Here is a 17482-nt window from a genome sequence, read left to right on the forward strand (position 1 = left end):
AATTACGAAAACCACGACAGTCCCTGCAACCTTTCCCAATCGGGTGGTTGCAGGGACTGTTTCTGCTTAAGAGCAAGGCGAGAGCCGAAAGCCTAGCCGGGGTGAGTGGCTAAAGCAGTATTTAGCCCTTGCCTTTGCGCTGTTGCGCGCGGCGCATGCGGCGGTTCATACCGGACATGTTCTGCGCCTGTTGCGGCATTGGGCCCTTAGGCATGCCGGGCATTGTTCCCGGCATGGAGTCCATGGCCTCAATGCGGCGGATATTTTCGTAGGTAGCGTTCTTATTGTAGTTGCGCGGCAGCTTCATGAGGTGGTTGCGCAGCTTGGAAACCGGCACCTCGTCCTCGCCGGTGCCGACGTAGACCTCATAGACCGGCACGCCGCCGGCAATCTTGTCCACGCGTTTCTTTAGCTGGTTAAGGGAGGGGCGAAGGCGGTTCTTATTGCCCTCGCACACGAAGATGACGCCCGCATTACCGATGACCCTGTGGATAAGGTCCTGCTGGCGGGTAGCGGCGATGCCAGATTTTACGGACCATACGATGCCGACGGTATTGCGCAGCTGCTGCTCCAAGGCCCAACCGGCGGCGCCGGGTTGGTCTTCGACGCGCTTGTACATATCGCGTTCTAGGCGGCGGGTAAAAAGGAACATCGCCAAAAGCGCGCCCAAGCCCAGGCCGATAATCAGCATGAACCATTGACCGTTAAAGAGCGTACCAATGAGGAAGAACAAAAGGCCGACGCCGAGGAAGGCGGCCAGCATGATAGGAATGAGCGCCTTATCCTGCTTGCGTTGCAAATTGAAGGCCTGCCACAACTGTGACCAGGTTTGCTTACGCTTTTGGCGCTTGGCCGCGCGTTCTTGCTTCTTGGCAGCTTTCATGGCTGCTTTGTCATCTTTCGCCATAGTTCCTACTTTAAGGGTCAGGTGACAAAAATGTTAAACGGCCCCCGCAGATGGCGAGGGCCGAGTAAGAATATTCCGGGATTTTAGCGCACGGTTGCCGCGACCGAATTAGCATTGGCCGGAGTCTTGGCCATGCGGGTGGTTACCGGGGTTTCTTCCGAAGGACCGTACTTATCCAGCAAGGTGGATGCCTCTTGAGCGGTAGCGCCCTGGGAGGTCTCCTTAAGGTGCTTGAGGTTCTCCGGCAGCTCCAGGCCGCGCTTTTCCATGGCCTGCACGTACAGGCGGCCGGCGCGGTAGGAAGAGCGAACCAGCGGGCCGGACATGACGCCGCCGAAGCCCAGTTCCTTAGCCAGCTTGGAGTGAGCCACGAATTCCTCCGGGCGCACCCAGCGCTCGATGGGGTGGAAGCGCGGGCCGGGGCGCAGGTACTGGGTGATGGTGATGATGTCGCAGCCAGCCTCGCGCAGGTCGCGCAATGCTTCCTCGACCTCGTCCTCGGTCTCGCCCATGCCCAAAATCAGGTTGGACTTGGTAATAAGGCCGTAGTCGTGGGCCTGGCGGATAACATCGAGGGAGCGCTCGTAGCGGAAGGCCGGGCGGATGCGCTTGAAGATGCGCGGCACGGTCTCCAGGTTGTGGGCGAAGACCTCGGGCTGCGCCTCGAAGACCTCTTCGAGCAGGTCCGGCTTGCCAGAGAAATCTGGGGTGAGGTTCTCTACGCCGGTGTGCGGGTTGAGCTCGTGGATCTTGCGCACGATCTCCGCATACAGCCATGCGCCCTCATCCGGGAGGTCATCGCGGGTCACACCGGTAATGGTGGTGTAGTTGAGGTCCATTTCCTGGATGTTTTCGGCCACGCGGCGCGGCTCGTCGCGGTCGAGCGGCTCCGGCTTGCCGGTAGCGATATCGCAGAAGTCGCAACGGCGCGTGCACTTATCGCCGCCGATGAGGAAGGTTGCCTCGCGGGATTCCCAGCATTCGTGGATATTCGGACAACCGGCTTCTTGGCAGACGGTGTGCAGGGAGGCGCCGGCCACGCGGGACTTCATGTCCTCATAGCCCGGTCCGGTGCGTACCTGGTTGCGGATCCACCGCGGCTTTTGTTCGATGGGCGACTCCGCATTTTTCTTCTCAATGCGGAGCATCTTGCGTCCTTCAGGCTTTACAGTCACAAATACTCACTTTATCGATCAAAGATGGTGATGGCTAATAGCTCTTCTAGCTTCAAGGCGCGCGGGCACACAACTATTCCACGCTAGCCCCAAACTAGGGCCACGGGGCTTAAGCCTGCGCTTGCCGACGCCGCTCCCGCGCCTTCTCATTCGCAATCTTTGTGGGATCGGGTGCGGAACCGAAACTGTGATCGGCGACGATGAGGCGGCCGGAGAGGGCATCATCAAGCGCCCGTAATAGCGGCTGTGAGGCTTCTTCCATCGTGACCTCGCGGCCGAGTTCCAGCGAAAGCGTGGTGATATCAGCATCATCGATGCCACAGGCCACGATGTGGTCGTAGTACTCCAGCGTATTGCTGCAGTTAAGCGCTAGGCCGTGCATGGTCACCCCGCGGGTGATGCGGATCCCCAGCGCGGCAATCTTGCGATCGCGCTGCGAGGCGGAAGGATCTTTGGCCTGGGTGGTAGAGGGAACCCATACCCCAGAGCGACCATCGATGCGGCCTGCGGTAGTCACGCCCAGCTCGCGCACCGCCTGGATGGTGGCCTCCTCGAGGCGGCGGACATAATCGACGACATCGACAGGCTCCGCCAGCTTGATGATGGGGTAGAGCACCAACTGCCCTTCCCCGTGCCAGGTGATGCGCCCGCCGCGGTCCACGGTGATAACCGGCAGATCGTTATCCGGCATATCCTCCGGCTGCGTGCGCTTGCCCGCAGTATAGATATTGGGGTGTTCGACCACTAAGACCACATCGTCCTGCGTGCCCTGCGCGCGCGCCGCCGCCACCTCCGCCTGATAATCCCACGCCTCTTGGTAATCCATGCGGCCCAAGTGGCGTATTTCAAGGGGATTGTCCGAGGCGCGAATGGAGCGTTCAGCGGGAAAGAAAGGATCGCGTGGTGCAGTCATAATCTCTAGTGTCGTCTTCTTTGGTAGGGAAAAGCAAAGCGAGGAAAAGTAAAGCGGGAGAATGCCATAGCATCCTCCCGCCAATTTTATGCTCGAGGGGGTCTCGAATTAGACGCCTTTAGTCGAGGCCGTTCGCGGAGGCGTATTCCTCTGCCTCCATGAGCTCGCCTGCTTCATCCACCTCGACTTCGATGAGCCAGCCTTCGCCGAAGGGGTCGTTGTTGATGACGGCGTAGTCATCGTGTACGGCATCGTTGACGGCCTTCACGGTGCCGGTGACCGGGGAGAACAGGTCAGATACGGACTTGGTGGATTCGACCTCGCCACAGGAATCGCCGGCGGTGATGGTATCGCCAACCTCAGGCAGCTCTGCGAAGACGACCTCACCCAGGCGGTCTGCGGCAACGGAGGTGATACCGATGCGAACGGTCTTGCCTTCTACGGCGTCCTTGGCGGCGTTTACCCATTCGTGGTCTTCGGAGTAGGAAAAGTCTTGGGGCAGGTTAGACATAGTATGTAGTCCTTTCGGGCTGAATATTTAGGGTGTGCGGATGGTTTACTTATCGCGCTTGTAGAACGGCAACGCGGTTACCTCAAAAGGATAACGCTTGCCGCGGATTTCTACCTCGACTGCGGTGCCCGGTTCGAGATCCGCGCTGGTATCGAGCAGCGCGATCGCCACCGGGTGGCCGAGCGTGGGGGAGGGCTGGCCAGAGGTGACGGTGCCGACCTTGGTGTCATTGAGGAAAACCTCGGCGCCGGCGCGCGCGGCGCGGCGCTGATCCGAGGTGAGCCCGGAGATAACGACCTGTGGGCCCTCCTCGGCGCGCTTGCGGATGACCTCTGCGCCGACGAAGTCCGCTTCCTTCTTAGCAAAGGCGCGCGACATGCCCGCCTCTACCGGGGTGATATCGCGGGAGAGCTCGTTGCCGTAGAGCGGCATGCCAGCCTCCAATCGCAGCGAATCGCGCGCGGCTAGGCCGCACGGCTTGATGTCATATTCCGCGCCCGCCTTGAGCAATTCTTCCCACAGCTGCGGGGCATCGGAGTTATAGATGATGAGCTCGAAGCCGTCCTCACCGGTATAACCGGTGCGCGCGATGATGGCGAAGGTGCGCGCCACCTTGCCCATCGTGGCGGCGTAGTAGCCCAGCTCGTAGACGGTGTCTTGCTTATTGTCCTCTACCAGCGGGACGAGGATTTCCGCGGCCTTGGGGCCCTGCACGGCGATCATGGCGACGTCGCGGGACTCGTTTTTGAGCTCAACGTCAAAACCCTCGGCATGCTTATTGAGCTCGTCCCAGACGGTATCGGCATTGCCAGCATTGGGCACAACGAGGAACTTTTTCTCCTCGAAGCGATAGGAAATCAGGTCATCGATGATACCGCCGTCTTCAGCGGTGATCATGGAGTACTTGGCCTTGCCCACCTTCAGCGAATCTAGATTAGAGATGAAGGAGTAGGACAAGAACTTGCCGGCATCGGGTCCATTGACCCAGATTTCTCCCATATGGGAGAGATCAAACAGGCCGGCGCTGGTGCGAACGGCGCGGTGTTCTTCCAGTTCGCTGTTGTACTTCAGCGGCATATTCCACGGCCCAAAGGCCGTGAAGGTAGCGCCGAGTTCCTCGTGCTTGGCATTGAGCGGGGAGGTTAGAAGTTCGGTCATTGTTACTCCTCGGAATCGTCGATCTCGAATGCTTCTGGCGGCGGGCAGCTGCACACCAGGTTGCGGTCACCGTAAGCCTCATCGAGGCGGCGAACCGGTGGGAAATACTTGTAGCTATGCAATAGGGACTTGACTGGCCACGCGGCCTTGTCGCGGCCGAAGGAGTACTCCCAGTTATCGGTTGCTACCGACTCAGCCGTAAACGGTGCGTGGTGGATAACGGAGTCCTCGTAGGCCACCTCACCGTCGATGATCTCCTGGATTTCGGCGCGGATGGTGCGCATGGCTTCGACGAAGCGATCCAGCTCGCCCTTGTCTTCAGACTCGGTGGGCTCAATCATCAAGGTGCCGGCCACAGGGAAGGCCAGGGTGGGGGCGTGGAAGCCGAAGTCGATGAGGCGCTTGGCCACATCGGCGGCGGTGACCCCGGAGGCATCGGTAAGCTCGCGCAAATCGATGATGCACTCGTGCGCCACCAAGCCCTCGTTGCCGGTGTAGAGGACGGGGAAGTACTCGTTGAGCGAGGCTGCCAGGTAGTTAGCGCCCAATACGGCGTGGCCGGATGCGGCGGCAAGGCCCTCGGCGCCAGTCATGGCCAGGTAGGCCCACGAAATGGGAAGGACGCCGGCGGAGCCGTACTTGCTACCGGTAATGGGAACGCCCTGGCTCACCGGGGTTTCCGCGGTGGCGTCCAGCTCAGGGGATGCGGCATCGCTGGGCAGGAACGGGATGAGGTGCTCTGCCACCGCTACCGGGCCAACGCCCGGGCCGCCGCCACCGTGGGGAATGGTGAAGGTCTTGTGCAGGTTGAGGTGGGAGACATCGCCGCCGAAATCGCCCGGGCGTGCCCAGCCGGTCAGCGCGTTCATGTTGGCACCATCGATGTAGACTTGGCCGCCGACCGCGTGCACCTTATCGCAGACATCGCGCACCTCGGGGTCGAAGACGCCGTGGGTGGAGGGGTAGGTGACCATGATGCCGGCGATGTGGTTGCCGTGCTTTTCGATCTTTTCTTCCAGGTCCGCGACGTCAATGGAGCCGTCCTCGGCGGTCTTGACTACGGCGACGCGCAGGTTTGCGAGGGTCGCAGAGGCAGCGTTGGTGCCGTGCGCGGAGGCCGGGATGAGCACGACATCGCGCTCATTATCGCCATTGGCCACGTGGTAGCGGCGGATGGCCAGCAAGCCCGCCAACTCGCCCTGGGAGCCGGCATTGGGCTGGATGGAGACCTTGGCATAGCCGGTAAGCTCGGCGAGCCAGCCTTCGATTTCTTCCACCAGTGCGCGCCAGCCCGTCGTGGTTTCTTCCGGGGCATATGGGTGGATGCCGGCAAATTCTGGCCAGGAGATGGGCTCCATAGCCGCGGTGGGGTTGAGCTTCATGGTGCACGAACCCAGCGGAATCATGGAGCGGTCCAGCGCCAAGTCCTTGTCCGCGAGCTTGCGCAGGTAGCGCAGCATCTGGGTCTCAGAATGGATGGAGTGGAAAATCTCGTGCTCCAGCGGTTCCTCGGCGCGCTGCAGATTCTCCGGCAGGTCAAAGTTCGCTTCAGCCGGGCTGGCGCCGAAGGCCTCTGCCAGGTGCGCGACATCGCGCTGCGTGGCGGATTCACCGAAGGATACGGATACCTTGTCGGTGCCAATTGCGCGCACCAAGTAGCCCGCATCCTGCAAGTCGGCCTTGATCTTCTGTGCGTCAACGCCGCTGACGGTAACGGTATCGAAGAAGTCCCGTGCCGTAATCTCCAGGCCAGCATCCACGATGGACTGGGCGAAGGAAGAGGCCAAGCCGTGCACGCGATCGGCGATGTCCTTCAGGCCCTTCGGCCCGTGGTAAACGGCGTACATCGAGGCCACATTGGCCAAAAGTGCCTGTGCAGTACAGATATTGGAGGTCGCGCGCTCGCGGCGGATGTGCTGCTCGCGGGTCTGCAGCGCCAAGCGGTAGGCCGGGCGGCCGTCTGCATCCTTGGAGACGCCGACGATGCGTCCCGGCATCTGGCGCTTGAGCTTATCCGTTACCGCCATGTAGGCAGCGTGCGGGCCGCCGAAGAAGAGGGGCACACCAAAGCGCTGGGACGAGCCCAAGACGATATCGGCACCCAAGTTTCCGGGGCCTTCCAGAAGCAGCAGGGACAGCGGGTCAGTGACCACGGAGGCCAGCGCGCCGCGGGTGTGCAGCTCTTCAATCAGGGCAGAGGGATCTAAAATCTCGCCTTCGGTGCCGGTGTAGGCGATGACAGCACCGATGAGGTCTTCGCCCACCAAGCCCTCGCGCACGTCCACGATCTCTACTTCGAGGTCAATGGCGCGGGCGCGCTCAGCGGCAACGGTAAGCACCTGCGGGTGGAGGCGGGAGTCCAGCACGACGCGGCGGCCCTTCTTTACCGCGCGCGACATCAAACCGACCGCCTCGGCGGTGGCGGAAGCCTCATCCAATAAGGAAGCATTCGCGATGGGCAGCCCCGTCAAAGACTCGATCATGGTCTGGAAGTTGAGCAAGGCCTCCAAGCGGCCCTGGGAAATCTCGGGCTGGTAGGGGGTATACGCGGTATACCAGCCGGCATCCTCAAGCAGGCCGCGGCGGATGACGGCCGGGGTCAGGGTGTCCGAGTAGCCCTGGCCATAGAAGGGCTTCAGTACAGTGTTTTGGTTGGCGAACTCCCGCAAAGCGGCCTGTGCCCCGTCTTCAGAGAGCGCTTCTGGCAGGTGGGGAAGTTCCTTAGCGCGGATCTTGGGTGGAATGGCGGCATCGACAAGCGCTTGCACGCTGTCGTAGCCCACCGTCCCGAGCATGGCGGACTGCTCGGCAGAATCCGGCCCTAGGTGGCGGGAGATGTAATCCATCTGTGAGGTCTCCTTCATCGGGTGCAATGGTCTTAACCGCCCCTAAGTATATGTTTAATAACCGGTAAAAACAGCGCCCTTGACAAACTTTTATGCAGTAACTCACCGATGAAAATGTGTTGTAGCCTGCTTACCTCCCACTTAGTGAAATATGTCCTGTAGTGCCGGGATAAAACTCCTCTGATATTTGTGCCGGAAGTTCTCCCGCTACACCCCCGCGGAGTACCCCAGGCACGACAAAACCTCCCGTCCCCTTCGCGTGGAAGGAGCGGGAGGTATGCCAGTTAGCTAACTGCTTTAGATATCGAGGTCAGCCTCGAAGTCTGCAGTCTCCAGGCGGTCCTTGATGGTGGTGATGAAGCGACCAGCGTCTGCACCATCGATGACCTGGTGGTCGTAGGTGAATGGCAGGAAGCACATCTGGCGGATGGCGATGGCATCCTGGCCGTTCTCGTTGACCACGACGGCGCGCTTCTGGATAGCCGCGGTACCCAGGATTCCGGCCTGTGGCGGAACCAGGATCGGGGTATCGAGCAGGGCGCCCTCGGAACCGATATTGGTCACGGTGAAGGTGGCACCGGTCAGGTCATTCGGCTTCAGCTTGTTATTGCGGGCCTTATCAGCCAGCTCCGCAATCTGCTGCGCGATTTCCGGCAAGGACAGGTTCTGTGCCTTGTGGATGACCGGGGTGAGCAGACCCTTCGGGGTGTCTACGGCGATGGCGACGTTGACATCCTCGTGGTAGGTCATCTCCTTGGTCTCTGGGTCATAGGAGGCGTTGACGTTCGGGTGGGAAACCAGAGCCTCAGTGGTGGCCTTCACAATGAACGGCAGGAAGGACAGGTTGGCGCCGTACTTATCAATGAACGCCTGCTTGCTCTTCTTGCGCATATCCCAGATAGGAGTCATGTCGACTTCCTGCACGTGGGTAAGCTGTGCGGAAATCTGCAGCGCTTCCACCATCTTGGTAGCGGTGATTTCGCGGATGCGATTGACCTTCTTGGTGGTGCCGATAAGCTCCTGCTTTTCCGGATCTACGGACTTGGTGGACCAGCGTGCGCGTGGGGAGTCAGCAGCCTTCTTATCGTCGCCTTCCGATGCCTTCGCATCGCCCTCGCCAGCAGCGGCCAAGACGTCCTGCTTGCGGATGCGTCCGCCTACACCGGTGCCCTCAATGGAGTTGAGGTCCACGCCGTGCTTATCAGCCAGCTTGCGCACCAACGGGGTGACGTATGGAACGTTATCGCCGTTGTTGACCTTGGCGGAGGTGTTCAGGGAAGAATCCTGCTTCGGCTCTTCCTTCTTCTCGTCAGACTTGGACTCTTCCTTCTTGTCCTCGGACTTGGTTTCTTCCTTGTCTTCGGACTTGTCATCGTCGGAGTCGTCAGAGTCGTCGGAGGATGGTGCGGCGTTTTCGTCGCCGACGCGGGCGATGGCTTCGCCGACCTCGATGGTTTCGTCTTCTTCGGCGAGGATTTCTACCAGGGTGCCGGCAACGGGGGAAGGAATTTCGGTGTCGACCTTGTCGGTGGAGACTTCGAGTAGTGGTTCGTCTACCTCGACGGTGTCGCCGACGGACTTGAGCCACTGGGTGATGGTGCCTTCGGTGACGGATTCGCCGAGCTCTGGCATTTCGACATCGGTGGTCTCGCCGGAAGCCTTGGAGCTGGAGCCGGACTTCTTCTCGTCCTTGTCTTCCTTCTCCTCGGACTTGGATTCTTCCTTGTCTTCGGACTTGTCATCGTCGGAGTCGTCAGAGTCATCGGAAGAGGAATCAGCCTCGTCTTCATCACCGATGAGTGCGATGACCTCGCCGACCTCGATGGTGTCGTCTTCTTCGGCCTTGATTTCTAGGATGGTGCCTGCAACGGGGGAGGGGATTTCGGTGTCGACCTTGTCGGTGGAGACCTCGAGCAAAGGCTCGTCCACCTCGACGGTGTCGCCGACGGACTTAAGCCACTGGGTAATGGTGCCTTCGGTTACGGACTCGCCCAGCTCGGGCATCTCAACGGAGTTCGCCATGAGTTTTAAGACTCCTCGAAAAGTTGGAAGTATTCTATCGCTACCGCACAATCTTACAGCGTGATGACCGTCATCGTGCAGTAGTGGGGTTAGTAATACCCTCCATGCGGGTAAACTAGTGGGTTATGTTCAACCTCTTCCGCCGCAATAAGTCCCGATCGCCACTGCGACCGCCCCGCGGTCCGGGAGAAACTATCCGCCCAGAAGACGAACAAGAACTCAAAATGTGGGCCGCCGATAAGGCTTTTATTGAGGCATTTATCGAGCCAGAGACCGTGGTCAATGAAATGTCCGTGGTCGTTGTGGATGAAAAGGGTGAGTTTATTCGCCGACGCATCGGCGGGCCGAAGGGGATTGACGCGGTAGGAAAACTATTGCAGTGCGACGTTTTTGATGTCGAAGAAACCGGGTACCCCCAACGCATGCGCGAGCGCATGGAACGCCAACGTATCTTGCGTAAAAGGGAAGAACAGCGCCTTCGCCGCGCGCGCTTTGAGCGCGGCGAAAACCCTGATTCGGGGCAGGACTTAAGTTAATCGGCCTAGACGATGGTGGCGCCGGCCTTTTCTAACTTAGCCAAGGCGGCATCCCCGCGGTCCGGATCAACGGGAGAGCAATACTCGCTTAAGACGCGGACGGAAAAGCCTTCCTTTAAAGCATCCGCCGCGGTTGCCTGCACGCAGTGATCCGTGGCAATGCCGACGATATCTACTGCGTCGATATCGTGCTCGCGCAGCCACTCCGCCAGCAAAACGCCGTGTGCCGCGCCCTCGAATCCGGAATACGCGGCGGTGTATTCGCCCTTTCGGAAATATGCTTGCGCAGGACCGATCGTCTCGTGCATCTGCGCCCCATAGGAATCGGCGACGCAGTGCACCGGCCAAGAATCGATAAAATCCGGGTCCTTAGCAAAGTGGGAACCCGGATCGATGTGCCAGTCCTGCGTGGCAACGACGGTGTCATACTCGGTCTGCAAAGAAGAGATCTTCTCTGCAACCTCGTTGCCGCGATCGGTGCCAAGCGCGCCGCCTGGGCAAAAATCGTGTTGGACATCAACGATGATTAAAGCAGTGTTCATAACTCCGCCATTTTATGCTCAGGCGGCTGCGCGGGGTATTACTTTGATTCAGCAATCTCGCGCAGGGCAGCAATGACGGTGCGGGTGGGAACGCCCGTACCCATCTTTGGCGTATAGCCATAAGCGCCGGTGGTATTGAAGGAAGGCCCAGCGACATCGATATGTGCCCATTCGATGCCCTCGCCCACGAACTGCTTTAAGTAGGTGCCGGCGTATTCCATGCCTCCCTCGCGCTTGGCGTTGATATTGCGGATATCGGCGCTGGCGGATTTCACGGATTCTTCGTGCTCTTCCAATAGCGGCATGGCCCAGGCATTTTCGCCGACCTCGCGGCCGATGCCCGCCATCCGGTCGCGGAAGTCTTCTGAACCCATGACGCCGGCGGTGCGCTCGCCTAGGGCGACCATCTGGGCGCCGGTTAGCGTGGCGGTTTCGATGAGGAAGTCGGGCTTATCCTCGCTGGCGCGCGCGATGGCATCGGCAAGCACGAGGCGGCCCTCCGCATCGGTATTGAGAACCTCAGAGGTGATGCCGCCGTAGTGGGTGATGACATCGCCCGGGCGGGTGGCGTTATCGCCCGGCATGTTTTCTGCCAGCGGCAGGGTAGCGGTGATCTTCACCGGCAGGTTGAGCTTGGCCGCAGCGATGATGGAGGCGGCCATGGCGGCGGAACCGCCCATATCGGAAATCATGTCCCACATGCCAGAACCCGGCTTCAAGGAAATGCCGCCGGTATCGAAGGTAATGCCCTTGCCCACGAGCGCCACGTGCTTCTTCGCTTTCTTCGGGTTCCAGCTCAGGCGCACCAGGCGCGGCGGGCGAGCGGAACCGCGGCCAACGGCGGTAATGCCGCCAAAGCCCTGCTTCTGCAGCGCCTTTTCATCCAGGATTTCTACCTCGAGGCCAACCTCTTTAGCCTGGTCGGAGAGGAAGTCTGCATAAGACTCTGGGTACAGCAGGTTGGACGGGGTATTGACCAGATCGCGGGCAATCACCACGGACTCCGCTGTGATCTTGGCCGCCTCGAACTCCTCGCGGGCGGACTTTTCTGCCACCACGGTAAAGGCGGCGGGCTGCTCGGAATCCTTGCCGGACTTAGAACGAAGCCCCTTGAACTTGTAGCCGCCCAAGGTAAGGCCCTCTACCGTGGGTGCGATGCCAAAATCGCCCAAGGAGGTGGCCACCTTTTCCAGCTTGGAAATCGAACGTGCGGCGCTGCCGGCGGCGCGGCGCAAGGTTTCTGCATCGAGGTCCTCGGCATCGCCTAGGCCGACGGCGATGATGGAATCGACCTCTGCCTTCTCAGGCGCCGGGATGCGGGTGACCTCATTGGCCTTACCGGTTGCCCCCACGGCAATGAAGGACTCGTATGCTTCGCGCAGCGCGGCCGGCTTGAGCAGCGAAGTCCCTGGAAGTTCAATGTTGTCTTCACCTTCGAATGCCGCGATGAGTAGCGCCTGGGCATTCTTCGGGGCCTTCTTTTCTAGCTTAAGTTCCGGAAACGCCCCACGTGCGGGTCCATCGTGCTGAGACATAAAATCCTCCTTTTTAATTGGTACTAATGAAACTTCTGCCCATGATACCGCGCTAAAGTGAACATATTCCTACCCAGCTATAGATAAAAGGAGTAGATTGTGGTCATGCTTGATTACACGATTACCCGTACGAATCAACCAACGGCGGCAGCAGATTTAGATAAAATCCTGGCCAATCCCGGCTTTGGCCAGCACTTTACGGACCACATGGTTACCATTGATTGGTCCACGGACAAGGGCTGGCACGACGCGCAAGTCCGCCCCTACGGCCCACTCACGATGGACCCGGCGAGCAACGTCTTCCACTACGGCCAGGCCGTATTCGAGGGCATTAAGGCCTACCGCCAGCCCGATGACTCCATCGTGACCTTCCGCCCCGATCAAAACGCGCAACGCTTTATTAATTCGGCGCAGCGCTTGGCGATGCCCGAGCTACCGCAAGAAGAGTTCATCGAGGCGCTGCGCCAGCTGGTGGACATCGATAAGAGCTGGGTTCCAGAGGCCGGCGGGGAAGCATCGCTCTACCTGCGCCCCTTTATGATTTCTACCGAGGTATCACTAGGAGTTCACCCGGCTAATGCGTATCGTTTCATTCTCTTGGCCTCGCCCGCCGGTGCGTATTTCAGTGGCGGCATTAAGCCTGTTTCGGTGTGGCTGTCTACCGACTATGTCCGCTCCGCGCCGGGCGGAACCGGTGCCGCGAAATTCGCTGGCAATTACGCCGGCTCTTTATTGGCGCAGGCCCAGGCCGAAGAAAAGGGCTGTGACCAAGTGGTCTGGCTGGATGCCATCGAACGCCGCTACATCGAAGAGATGGGCGGGATGAACCTCATGTTCGTCTACGGCACCGGCGACGACGCCGAGATCGTTACCCCGGCGCTGTCCGGCTCCCTTTTGCCCGGCATTACCCGCCAGTCCCTGCTGCAGGTCGCCGAAGACATGGGGTACAAGGTAATCGAGCGGCGCATCACCGCCGAAGAATGGCAGCGAGATGTGGAATCAGGGAAGATGACCGAGGCCTTTGCCTGCGGTACCGCCGCAGTCATTACGCCGGTGGGGCGCGTGCTTGGTGAGGATATCGACTTCAGTGTCAATAATAACGAGGCCGGCGAGGTCTCCATGGCCTTGCGCGAGCGCCTGACCGGTATCCAGCGCGGTGCTGTGGAGGATGCCCACGGCTGGTTGCAGACTTTGGTCTAGCACGCCACGGTGTAACGCGGCGCGAGGAGGACCTGCGCCGCGCAGTTAGGCCTCTGCCTGCGCGGCGTCCGCAGTAATTTCTACGCCCAGCAATAAAAGGGGTAGGGCAGCCAAGGCGCCAAGCGCCGGCACCGGCTCCATCTGCAGAGCCAGCAGGGGATCCAGCCGCAGCTTCTTTAAGGCCAACCGGTGAGCCGGCTGCGGCGAGATGTTGGTAGCTAGGAGCCAGTCATGGATCCGCGTGTCTGCGGCGGCGGATACGGCGGCGGTGGCGGTTAAGGGGGCATCGACAAGCAGGGGCGTGCGCCGCCTAGCCGCCTGGGACATAAAGCCCACCAGCGCGGCCAATACGGGGGAGCCGCAGGCCTTAATGAGCTCCCGCCCAGTCAGATCGCGCATCCGAAACATGGAATCGCGAATGGCCGCAACCTTCGTCTTCCAGTCCTCGACGCTCGGCTGCTTGCCGACGACCACCACCGGCTCCTCCTGAGCCAAGACACCCATGACGGCTGCGGCAACCTGCGTGCTGTCGATGCCGCCCGGAATAAGCAGATCCGCACCGCCATCGATTTCCGCATCCGCCGCCTGCACTCCTAAGTCATAGGCGGTGGAGCAATCCGTCACCGTGACAGAATTAATGCTGGCCCCAACCCGCCGCGCCGCGGTCTCCGTGGCCAGGGGGATCCCTTCACCGTCCTCGGCGAAAATTACGGCCCGCACCCGCTGTGGCTCGGAAGCGGGGGATCGATCTTGGCAGGCGGCGAGCCACTGTGCGGCATCGCTTAGCCGGCCATAGGGATAAAGCTGCAGGGAATCAGCCATCAGTGTGCTTCCTTAAACGTCGGCCCCGCGCTCTACGCGCGGGCGAGGAATGCGCCACTTGCGGGGCTGGCTGGCGCGGGAAAACGCGTAGAATCCCAGGCCAAAACCGGTGGCGGTGGTTCCGGGGAACTTCTTGCGGACAGCATTATTAGCGCGGCGACCCAGCCAGATGCCGTCGATGGCGAAGATGAGGATAACCACCATGGCAATAGCATTGATGAGGCCGGCGATGCTTGGAGCTGCATAGGTCACAAAGACCACGACGATAAGGGCAAGCGCCATCGGCATTACCCATTCCGAAAGCGTACGGCGGGCATCGATCCAATCGCGCACGTAGGCGCGCTCTTCGCCCTGATCGCGGGCTGGGAGGAAGCGTGGATCGCCTTCGGCCATGCGCTCTTGGCTTTCGCGGTTGCGCTGGTTGCGCTCCTTGCGCTCTTGCTTTTTATATTCTTTCCATTCGTCCTTGCTCATGGACTTTTTGAGTTCCTTGCGGCGCTTATAGCGCTGCGCATCGGATACCCCATGTGGATCGCGCTTCACACCGCGCGCGATTTCTTGTTCCTGGCGCTTTGGCGTGGGACGACCCTTCGGCGGGGTATACCCCTTGCGGTGGGTATTTTCCTGAACTTCTTCCTGCACGGGAGCGGGTTCAGGGGAGGTCTTGTCATCTTTTTGCCACGGAAGTTTCACGCTGATCAGACTACAAGGTTTCGGCCCCAAGAGGGGAATAGGCCCGCCCACGGCGTTGTTATTACTATGGGCTACCTTTTCCCTCCTTGTAGATGCGGGTAGGGTAGTGGCTACGCAACCAAGACACATTTGAGGAGAAGTGATGACCGCTCCAGTTTCCGAAACCGGCGTCATTCTGACCGAGGCCGCAGCCGCAAAGGCAAAGGGCCTGCTTGATCAGGAAGGCCGCGACGATCTCTCCCTGCGCATCGCAGTACAGCCCGGCGGCTGCGCTGGCCTGCGCTACCAGCTCTACTTCGATGACCGCAGCCTTGATGGCGACAAGGTCGACGAGGTGGGTGGCATCAAGCTCGTCGTGGACAAGATGTCCGTGCCATACCTTACCGGCGCCAAGATCGACTTTGCTGACACCATCGAGTCTCAGGGATTTACCATCGATAACCCGAACGCTACCGGCTCCTGCGCGTGTGGCGATTCCTTCAACTAAACAGAAGGATAAAGAAAGAGGGTGAGCGCTTCGCGGCGCTCACCCTCTTTTTATGTCTTTAAAGCTCAGCGTGGAACTTTGCCCAGTTCGGCTTAAAGCTTGACCGGGTAGTCGCGCTGCTCGATCTGCGGGTCGATGCGCTTTTCCACAAAGATACCGTGCCAGATCATAACTGAAAGCACGGTCCATAGGCGGCGGGAGTGATCGGAGACGCCATCGCGGTGCTCCTTGAGCATCTCCAGGACTTCCTTCTTATTGAAGATGTCCTCGGTCTGGGAATCCTTGATGGTGTCTTGTGCCCAGCCGTAGAGCTCGTCGCCGGCCAGCCAGTGGCGCATGGGAACCGGAAAGCCCAGCTTCTTGCGGTTGAGCACGTGCGCGGGAACGATCTGTTCCATGGCCTTGCGCAGCGCATACTTAGTGGTGCCGTGGGAGATTTTCAGGTTATGCGGGATGGATTCTGCGACCTTGAATACTTCCTTATCTAGGAATGGCACGCGCAGCTCCAAGGAGTTGGCCATGTTGATCTTATCGGCCTTGACTAGGATGTCACCGCGCATCCAGGTAAATAGGTCAAGGTGCTGCATGCGGGCTACTGGGTCAAAGTCTTCCGACTGCGCATAGATGGGCGCGGTGACCTCGCGGTGATCCCATTCGCGCTTGGCCCATGGGATAACGCGCTGCATCTGTTCAAAGTTAAAGGAGCGTGCGTTGCCGTAGTAGCGCTCCTCCATGGTCATGGAGCCGCGGTTAAGCAGGGACTTACCCTTCATACCATCCGGCAGCACGCGGGAGAGCTTGCCCAGGCCTTGGCGCAGGGGAGAAGGGATCTTCTCAAATGGCGCGAGGGACAGCGGTTCCTTATAGATGGTGTAGCCACCGAAGAGCTCATCGGCACCCTCACCGGACAAGACCACCTTGACGTGCTTGCGGGCTTCTTGGGCCACGAAGTACAGCGGCACGAGGGAAGGATCGGCCACCGGGTTATCCAGGTACCACATGATTTTAGGAATCGACTCGGCGTATTCTTCCGGCGAGACGATCTTGACGATGTGCTCCACGCCGATGGCGGCCGCCGATTCCGCGGCCACGTCCACCTCGGAATAGCCTTCGCGCTCGAAGCCAGTAGTAAAGGTCAGCAGATCTGGGTTGTGGCGCTTGGCCAGGGTAGCGATGGCGGTGGAGTCGATGCCACCAGAGAGGAAGGAACCCACGGTGACATCGGCACGCATGTGCTTAGCGACGGAATCCTCCAGCGCTTCTGCAATCCGGTCAAAGAGCTGTTGTTCCTCGCCTTCTGGAACCTGCTGGACCGGGAAACGCGGCTTGAAGTAGCGCTCGGATACGACCTCCTCGCCCGGCTTCAAGGTCACCGTGCAGCCGGATTCCACGCGCCGAATATTGGCGTGCAAAGATTCCGGTTCCGGCACGTATTGCAGGTCCACGTAGTGCTCGATGGCGCGGCGGTCAAGGTTGAGTTCTAGACCAATGTCCTCGGCCATGTCCAAGATGCACTTCATCTCGGAGGCAAAGACCGTGCCGGCGTCCGTGGTGGCATAGTAAAGCGGCTTGATGCCAAAATGGTCGCGCGCGGCAAACATGGTCTTGGTCTTGGTATCCCAAATGACGATGCCAAACATGCCGCGGAGGTGCTCGACAACGTCCTTGCCCCAGTGGTGGTAGCCCACCGCAATGGGTTCGCCATCGCCTTCCGTATAGAAGGTATAGCCCAAGGCCTTGAGTTCTTCGCGGAGCTCAACGTAGTTGTAGATCTCGCCGTTAAAGGTAAGGGCATACCGCTCTGGCTCGTCCTCAGGGCCCCAGCGCAGGGGCTGGTGGGAATGTTCCAAGTCAATAATGGACAGGCGGTTAAAGCCGAAGGCGGCGTCGCCATCATGCCAAGTACCGGCTGCGTCCGGTCCGCGGTGGTGCATGCAAGGAAGCGACCGCTCCAACGCGTCGACATATTTGTCCACGTCACCGGTGGCCGCGAGCATGCCAAGAAGTCCGCACATGTAAAGATAGCTCCTTTTAATTAAGCGACTGGTGCTCGTTGTTCTACTTTACGGTGCGTGGGGTGGAAACCAGAAAGCGCCACGGCTTGGAGGAAGCTGCAGAAAAGCTTAAATTAAGCT

Annotated in this window: 15 protein-coding genes; 3 read left to right on the forward strand and 12 right to left on the reverse strand. The window is 59.9% G+C overall.

Going from position 1 to position 17482, the window contains the following annotated elements; genetic code table 11:
- Window positions 1-121: 121 nt before the first annotated feature.
- The 7 genes from QP970_RS07425 to sucB all read right to left on the reverse strand — a co-directional run bounded on the left by QP970_RS07425 (window position 122) and on the right by sucB (window position 9532).
- Window positions 122-907, reverse strand: coding sequence for a DUF4191 domain-containing protein (locus QP970_RS07425; RefSeq protein WP_023023162.1), 786 nt, complete (start codon window positions 905-907; stop codon window positions 122-124).
- An 83-nt stretch (window positions 908-990) separates the two neighbouring features.
- A complete protein-coding gene (gene lipA / locus QP970_RS07430; RefSeq protein WP_023023160.1) occupies window positions 991-2055 on the reverse strand; it encodes a lipoyl synthase in 1065 nt (354 codons plus the stop codon).
- A gap of 136 nt (window positions 2056-2191) precedes the next feature.
- Window positions 2192-2995 (reverse strand): lipoyl(octanoyl) transferase LipB, encoded by an 804-nt coding sequence (lipB, locus tag QP970_RS07435; RefSeq protein ID WP_239269735.1) that lies wholly within the window; start codon window positions 2993-2995, stop codon window positions 2192-2194.
- A 118-nt stretch (window positions 2996-3113) separates the two neighbouring features.
- The gene (gene gcvH / locus QP970_RS07440) at window positions 3114-3506 is read right to left on the reverse strand and encodes a glycine cleavage system protein GcvH (protein WP_284869832.1); all 393 of its coding nucleotides are present in this window, start codon (window positions 3504-3506) and stop codon (window positions 3114-3116) included.
- A 45-nt stretch (window positions 3507-3551) separates the two neighbouring features.
- Window positions 3552-4664 carry a glycine cleavage system aminomethyltransferase GcvT gene (gcvT, locus tag QP970_RS07445; protein ID WP_284869833.1) on the reverse strand — a complete coding sequence of 371 codons (1113 nt, stop codon included), beginning with the start codon at window positions 4662-4664 and terminating at the stop codon, window positions 3552-3554.
- Between the two features lie 2 nt (window positions 4665-4666).
- Entirely contained in the window at window positions 4667-7510 is a 2844-nt protein-coding gene (gene gcvP, locus QP970_RS07450; RefSeq protein ID WP_284869834.1) for an aminomethyl-transferring glycine dehydrogenase, read from the reverse strand.
- 297 nt (window positions 7511-7807) lie between these two features.
- On the reverse strand, window positions 7808-9532 hold the full coding sequence (sucB, locus tag QP970_RS07455; RefSeq protein ID WP_239269739.1) for a 2-oxoglutarate dehydrogenase, E2 component, dihydrolipoamide succinyltransferase: 1725 nt from the start codon (window positions 9530-9532) through the stop codon (window positions 7808-7810).
- A gap of 125 nt (window positions 9533-9657) precedes the next feature.
- Here sucB and QP970_RS07460 point away from each other — a divergent pair, with 125 nt between their 5' ends.
- Window positions 9658-10068 (forward strand): hypothetical protein, encoded by a 411-nt coding sequence (locus QP970_RS07460; protein WP_005283964.1) that lies wholly within the window; start codon window positions 9658-9660, stop codon window positions 10066-10068.
- Window positions 10069-10073: 5 nt separating this feature from the next.
- Here the strand turns inward: QP970_RS07460 and QP970_RS07465 are convergent, their stop codons facing one another.
- Complete coding sequence (locus QP970_RS07465; RefSeq protein WP_239269740.1) at window positions 10074-10610, reverse strand: isochorismatase family protein; 537 nt, start codon at window positions 10608-10610, stop codon at window positions 10074-10076.
- A gap of 38 nt (window positions 10611-10648) precedes the next feature.
- On the reverse strand, window positions 10649-12145 hold the full coding sequence (locus tag QP970_RS07470; protein WP_239269741.1) for a leucyl aminopeptidase: 1497 nt from the start codon (window positions 12143-12145) through the stop codon (window positions 10649-10651).
- Window positions 12146-12250: 105 nt separating this feature from the next.
- Between QP970_RS07470 and QP970_RS07475 the strand changes: the two genes are divergently transcribed.
- A complete protein-coding gene (locus QP970_RS07475; RefSeq protein WP_239269742.1) occupies window positions 12251-13345 on the forward strand; it encodes a branched-chain amino acid aminotransferase in 1095 nt (364 codons plus the stop codon).
- A 45-nt stretch (window positions 13346-13390) separates the two neighbouring features.
- Here the strand turns inward: QP970_RS07475 and QP970_RS07480 are convergent, their stop codons facing one another.
- Window positions 13391-14167, reverse strand: a complete 777-nt coding sequence (locus tag QP970_RS07480; protein ID WP_284869835.1) for a nicotinate-nucleotide--dimethylbenzimidazole phosphoribosyltransferase — start codon at window positions 14165-14167, stop codon at window positions 13391-13393.
- Window positions 14168-14179: 12 nt separating this feature from the next.
- On the reverse strand, window positions 14180-14860 hold the full coding sequence (locus QP970_RS07485) for a DUF3043 domain-containing protein (protein WP_239269744.1): 681 nt from the start codon (window positions 14858-14860) through the stop codon (window positions 14180-14182).
- Window positions 14861-15002: 142 nt separating this feature from the next.
- On the opposite strand from QP970_RS07485, the gene QP970_RS07490 reads away from it, so the two are divergent.
- A complete protein-coding gene (locus tag QP970_RS07490; protein ID WP_005283948.1) occupies window positions 15003-15347 on the forward strand; it encodes a HesB/IscA family protein in 345 nt (114 codons plus the stop codon).
- Window positions 15348-15439: 92 nt separating this feature from the next.
- Here QP970_RS07490 and asnB read toward each other — a convergent pair whose 3' ends face one another.
- A complete protein-coding gene (gene asnB / locus QP970_RS07495; RefSeq protein WP_284772037.1) occupies window positions 15440-17362 on the reverse strand; it encodes an asparagine synthase (glutamine-hydrolyzing) in 1923 nt (640 codons plus the stop codon).
- Window positions 17363-17482: the final 120 nt, after the last annotated feature.

The sequence above is a fragment of the Corynebacterium sp. MSK073 genome (assembly GCF_030232085.1).
Lineage (GTDB): Bacteria > Actinomycetota > Actinomycetes > Mycobacteriales > Mycobacteriaceae > Corynebacterium.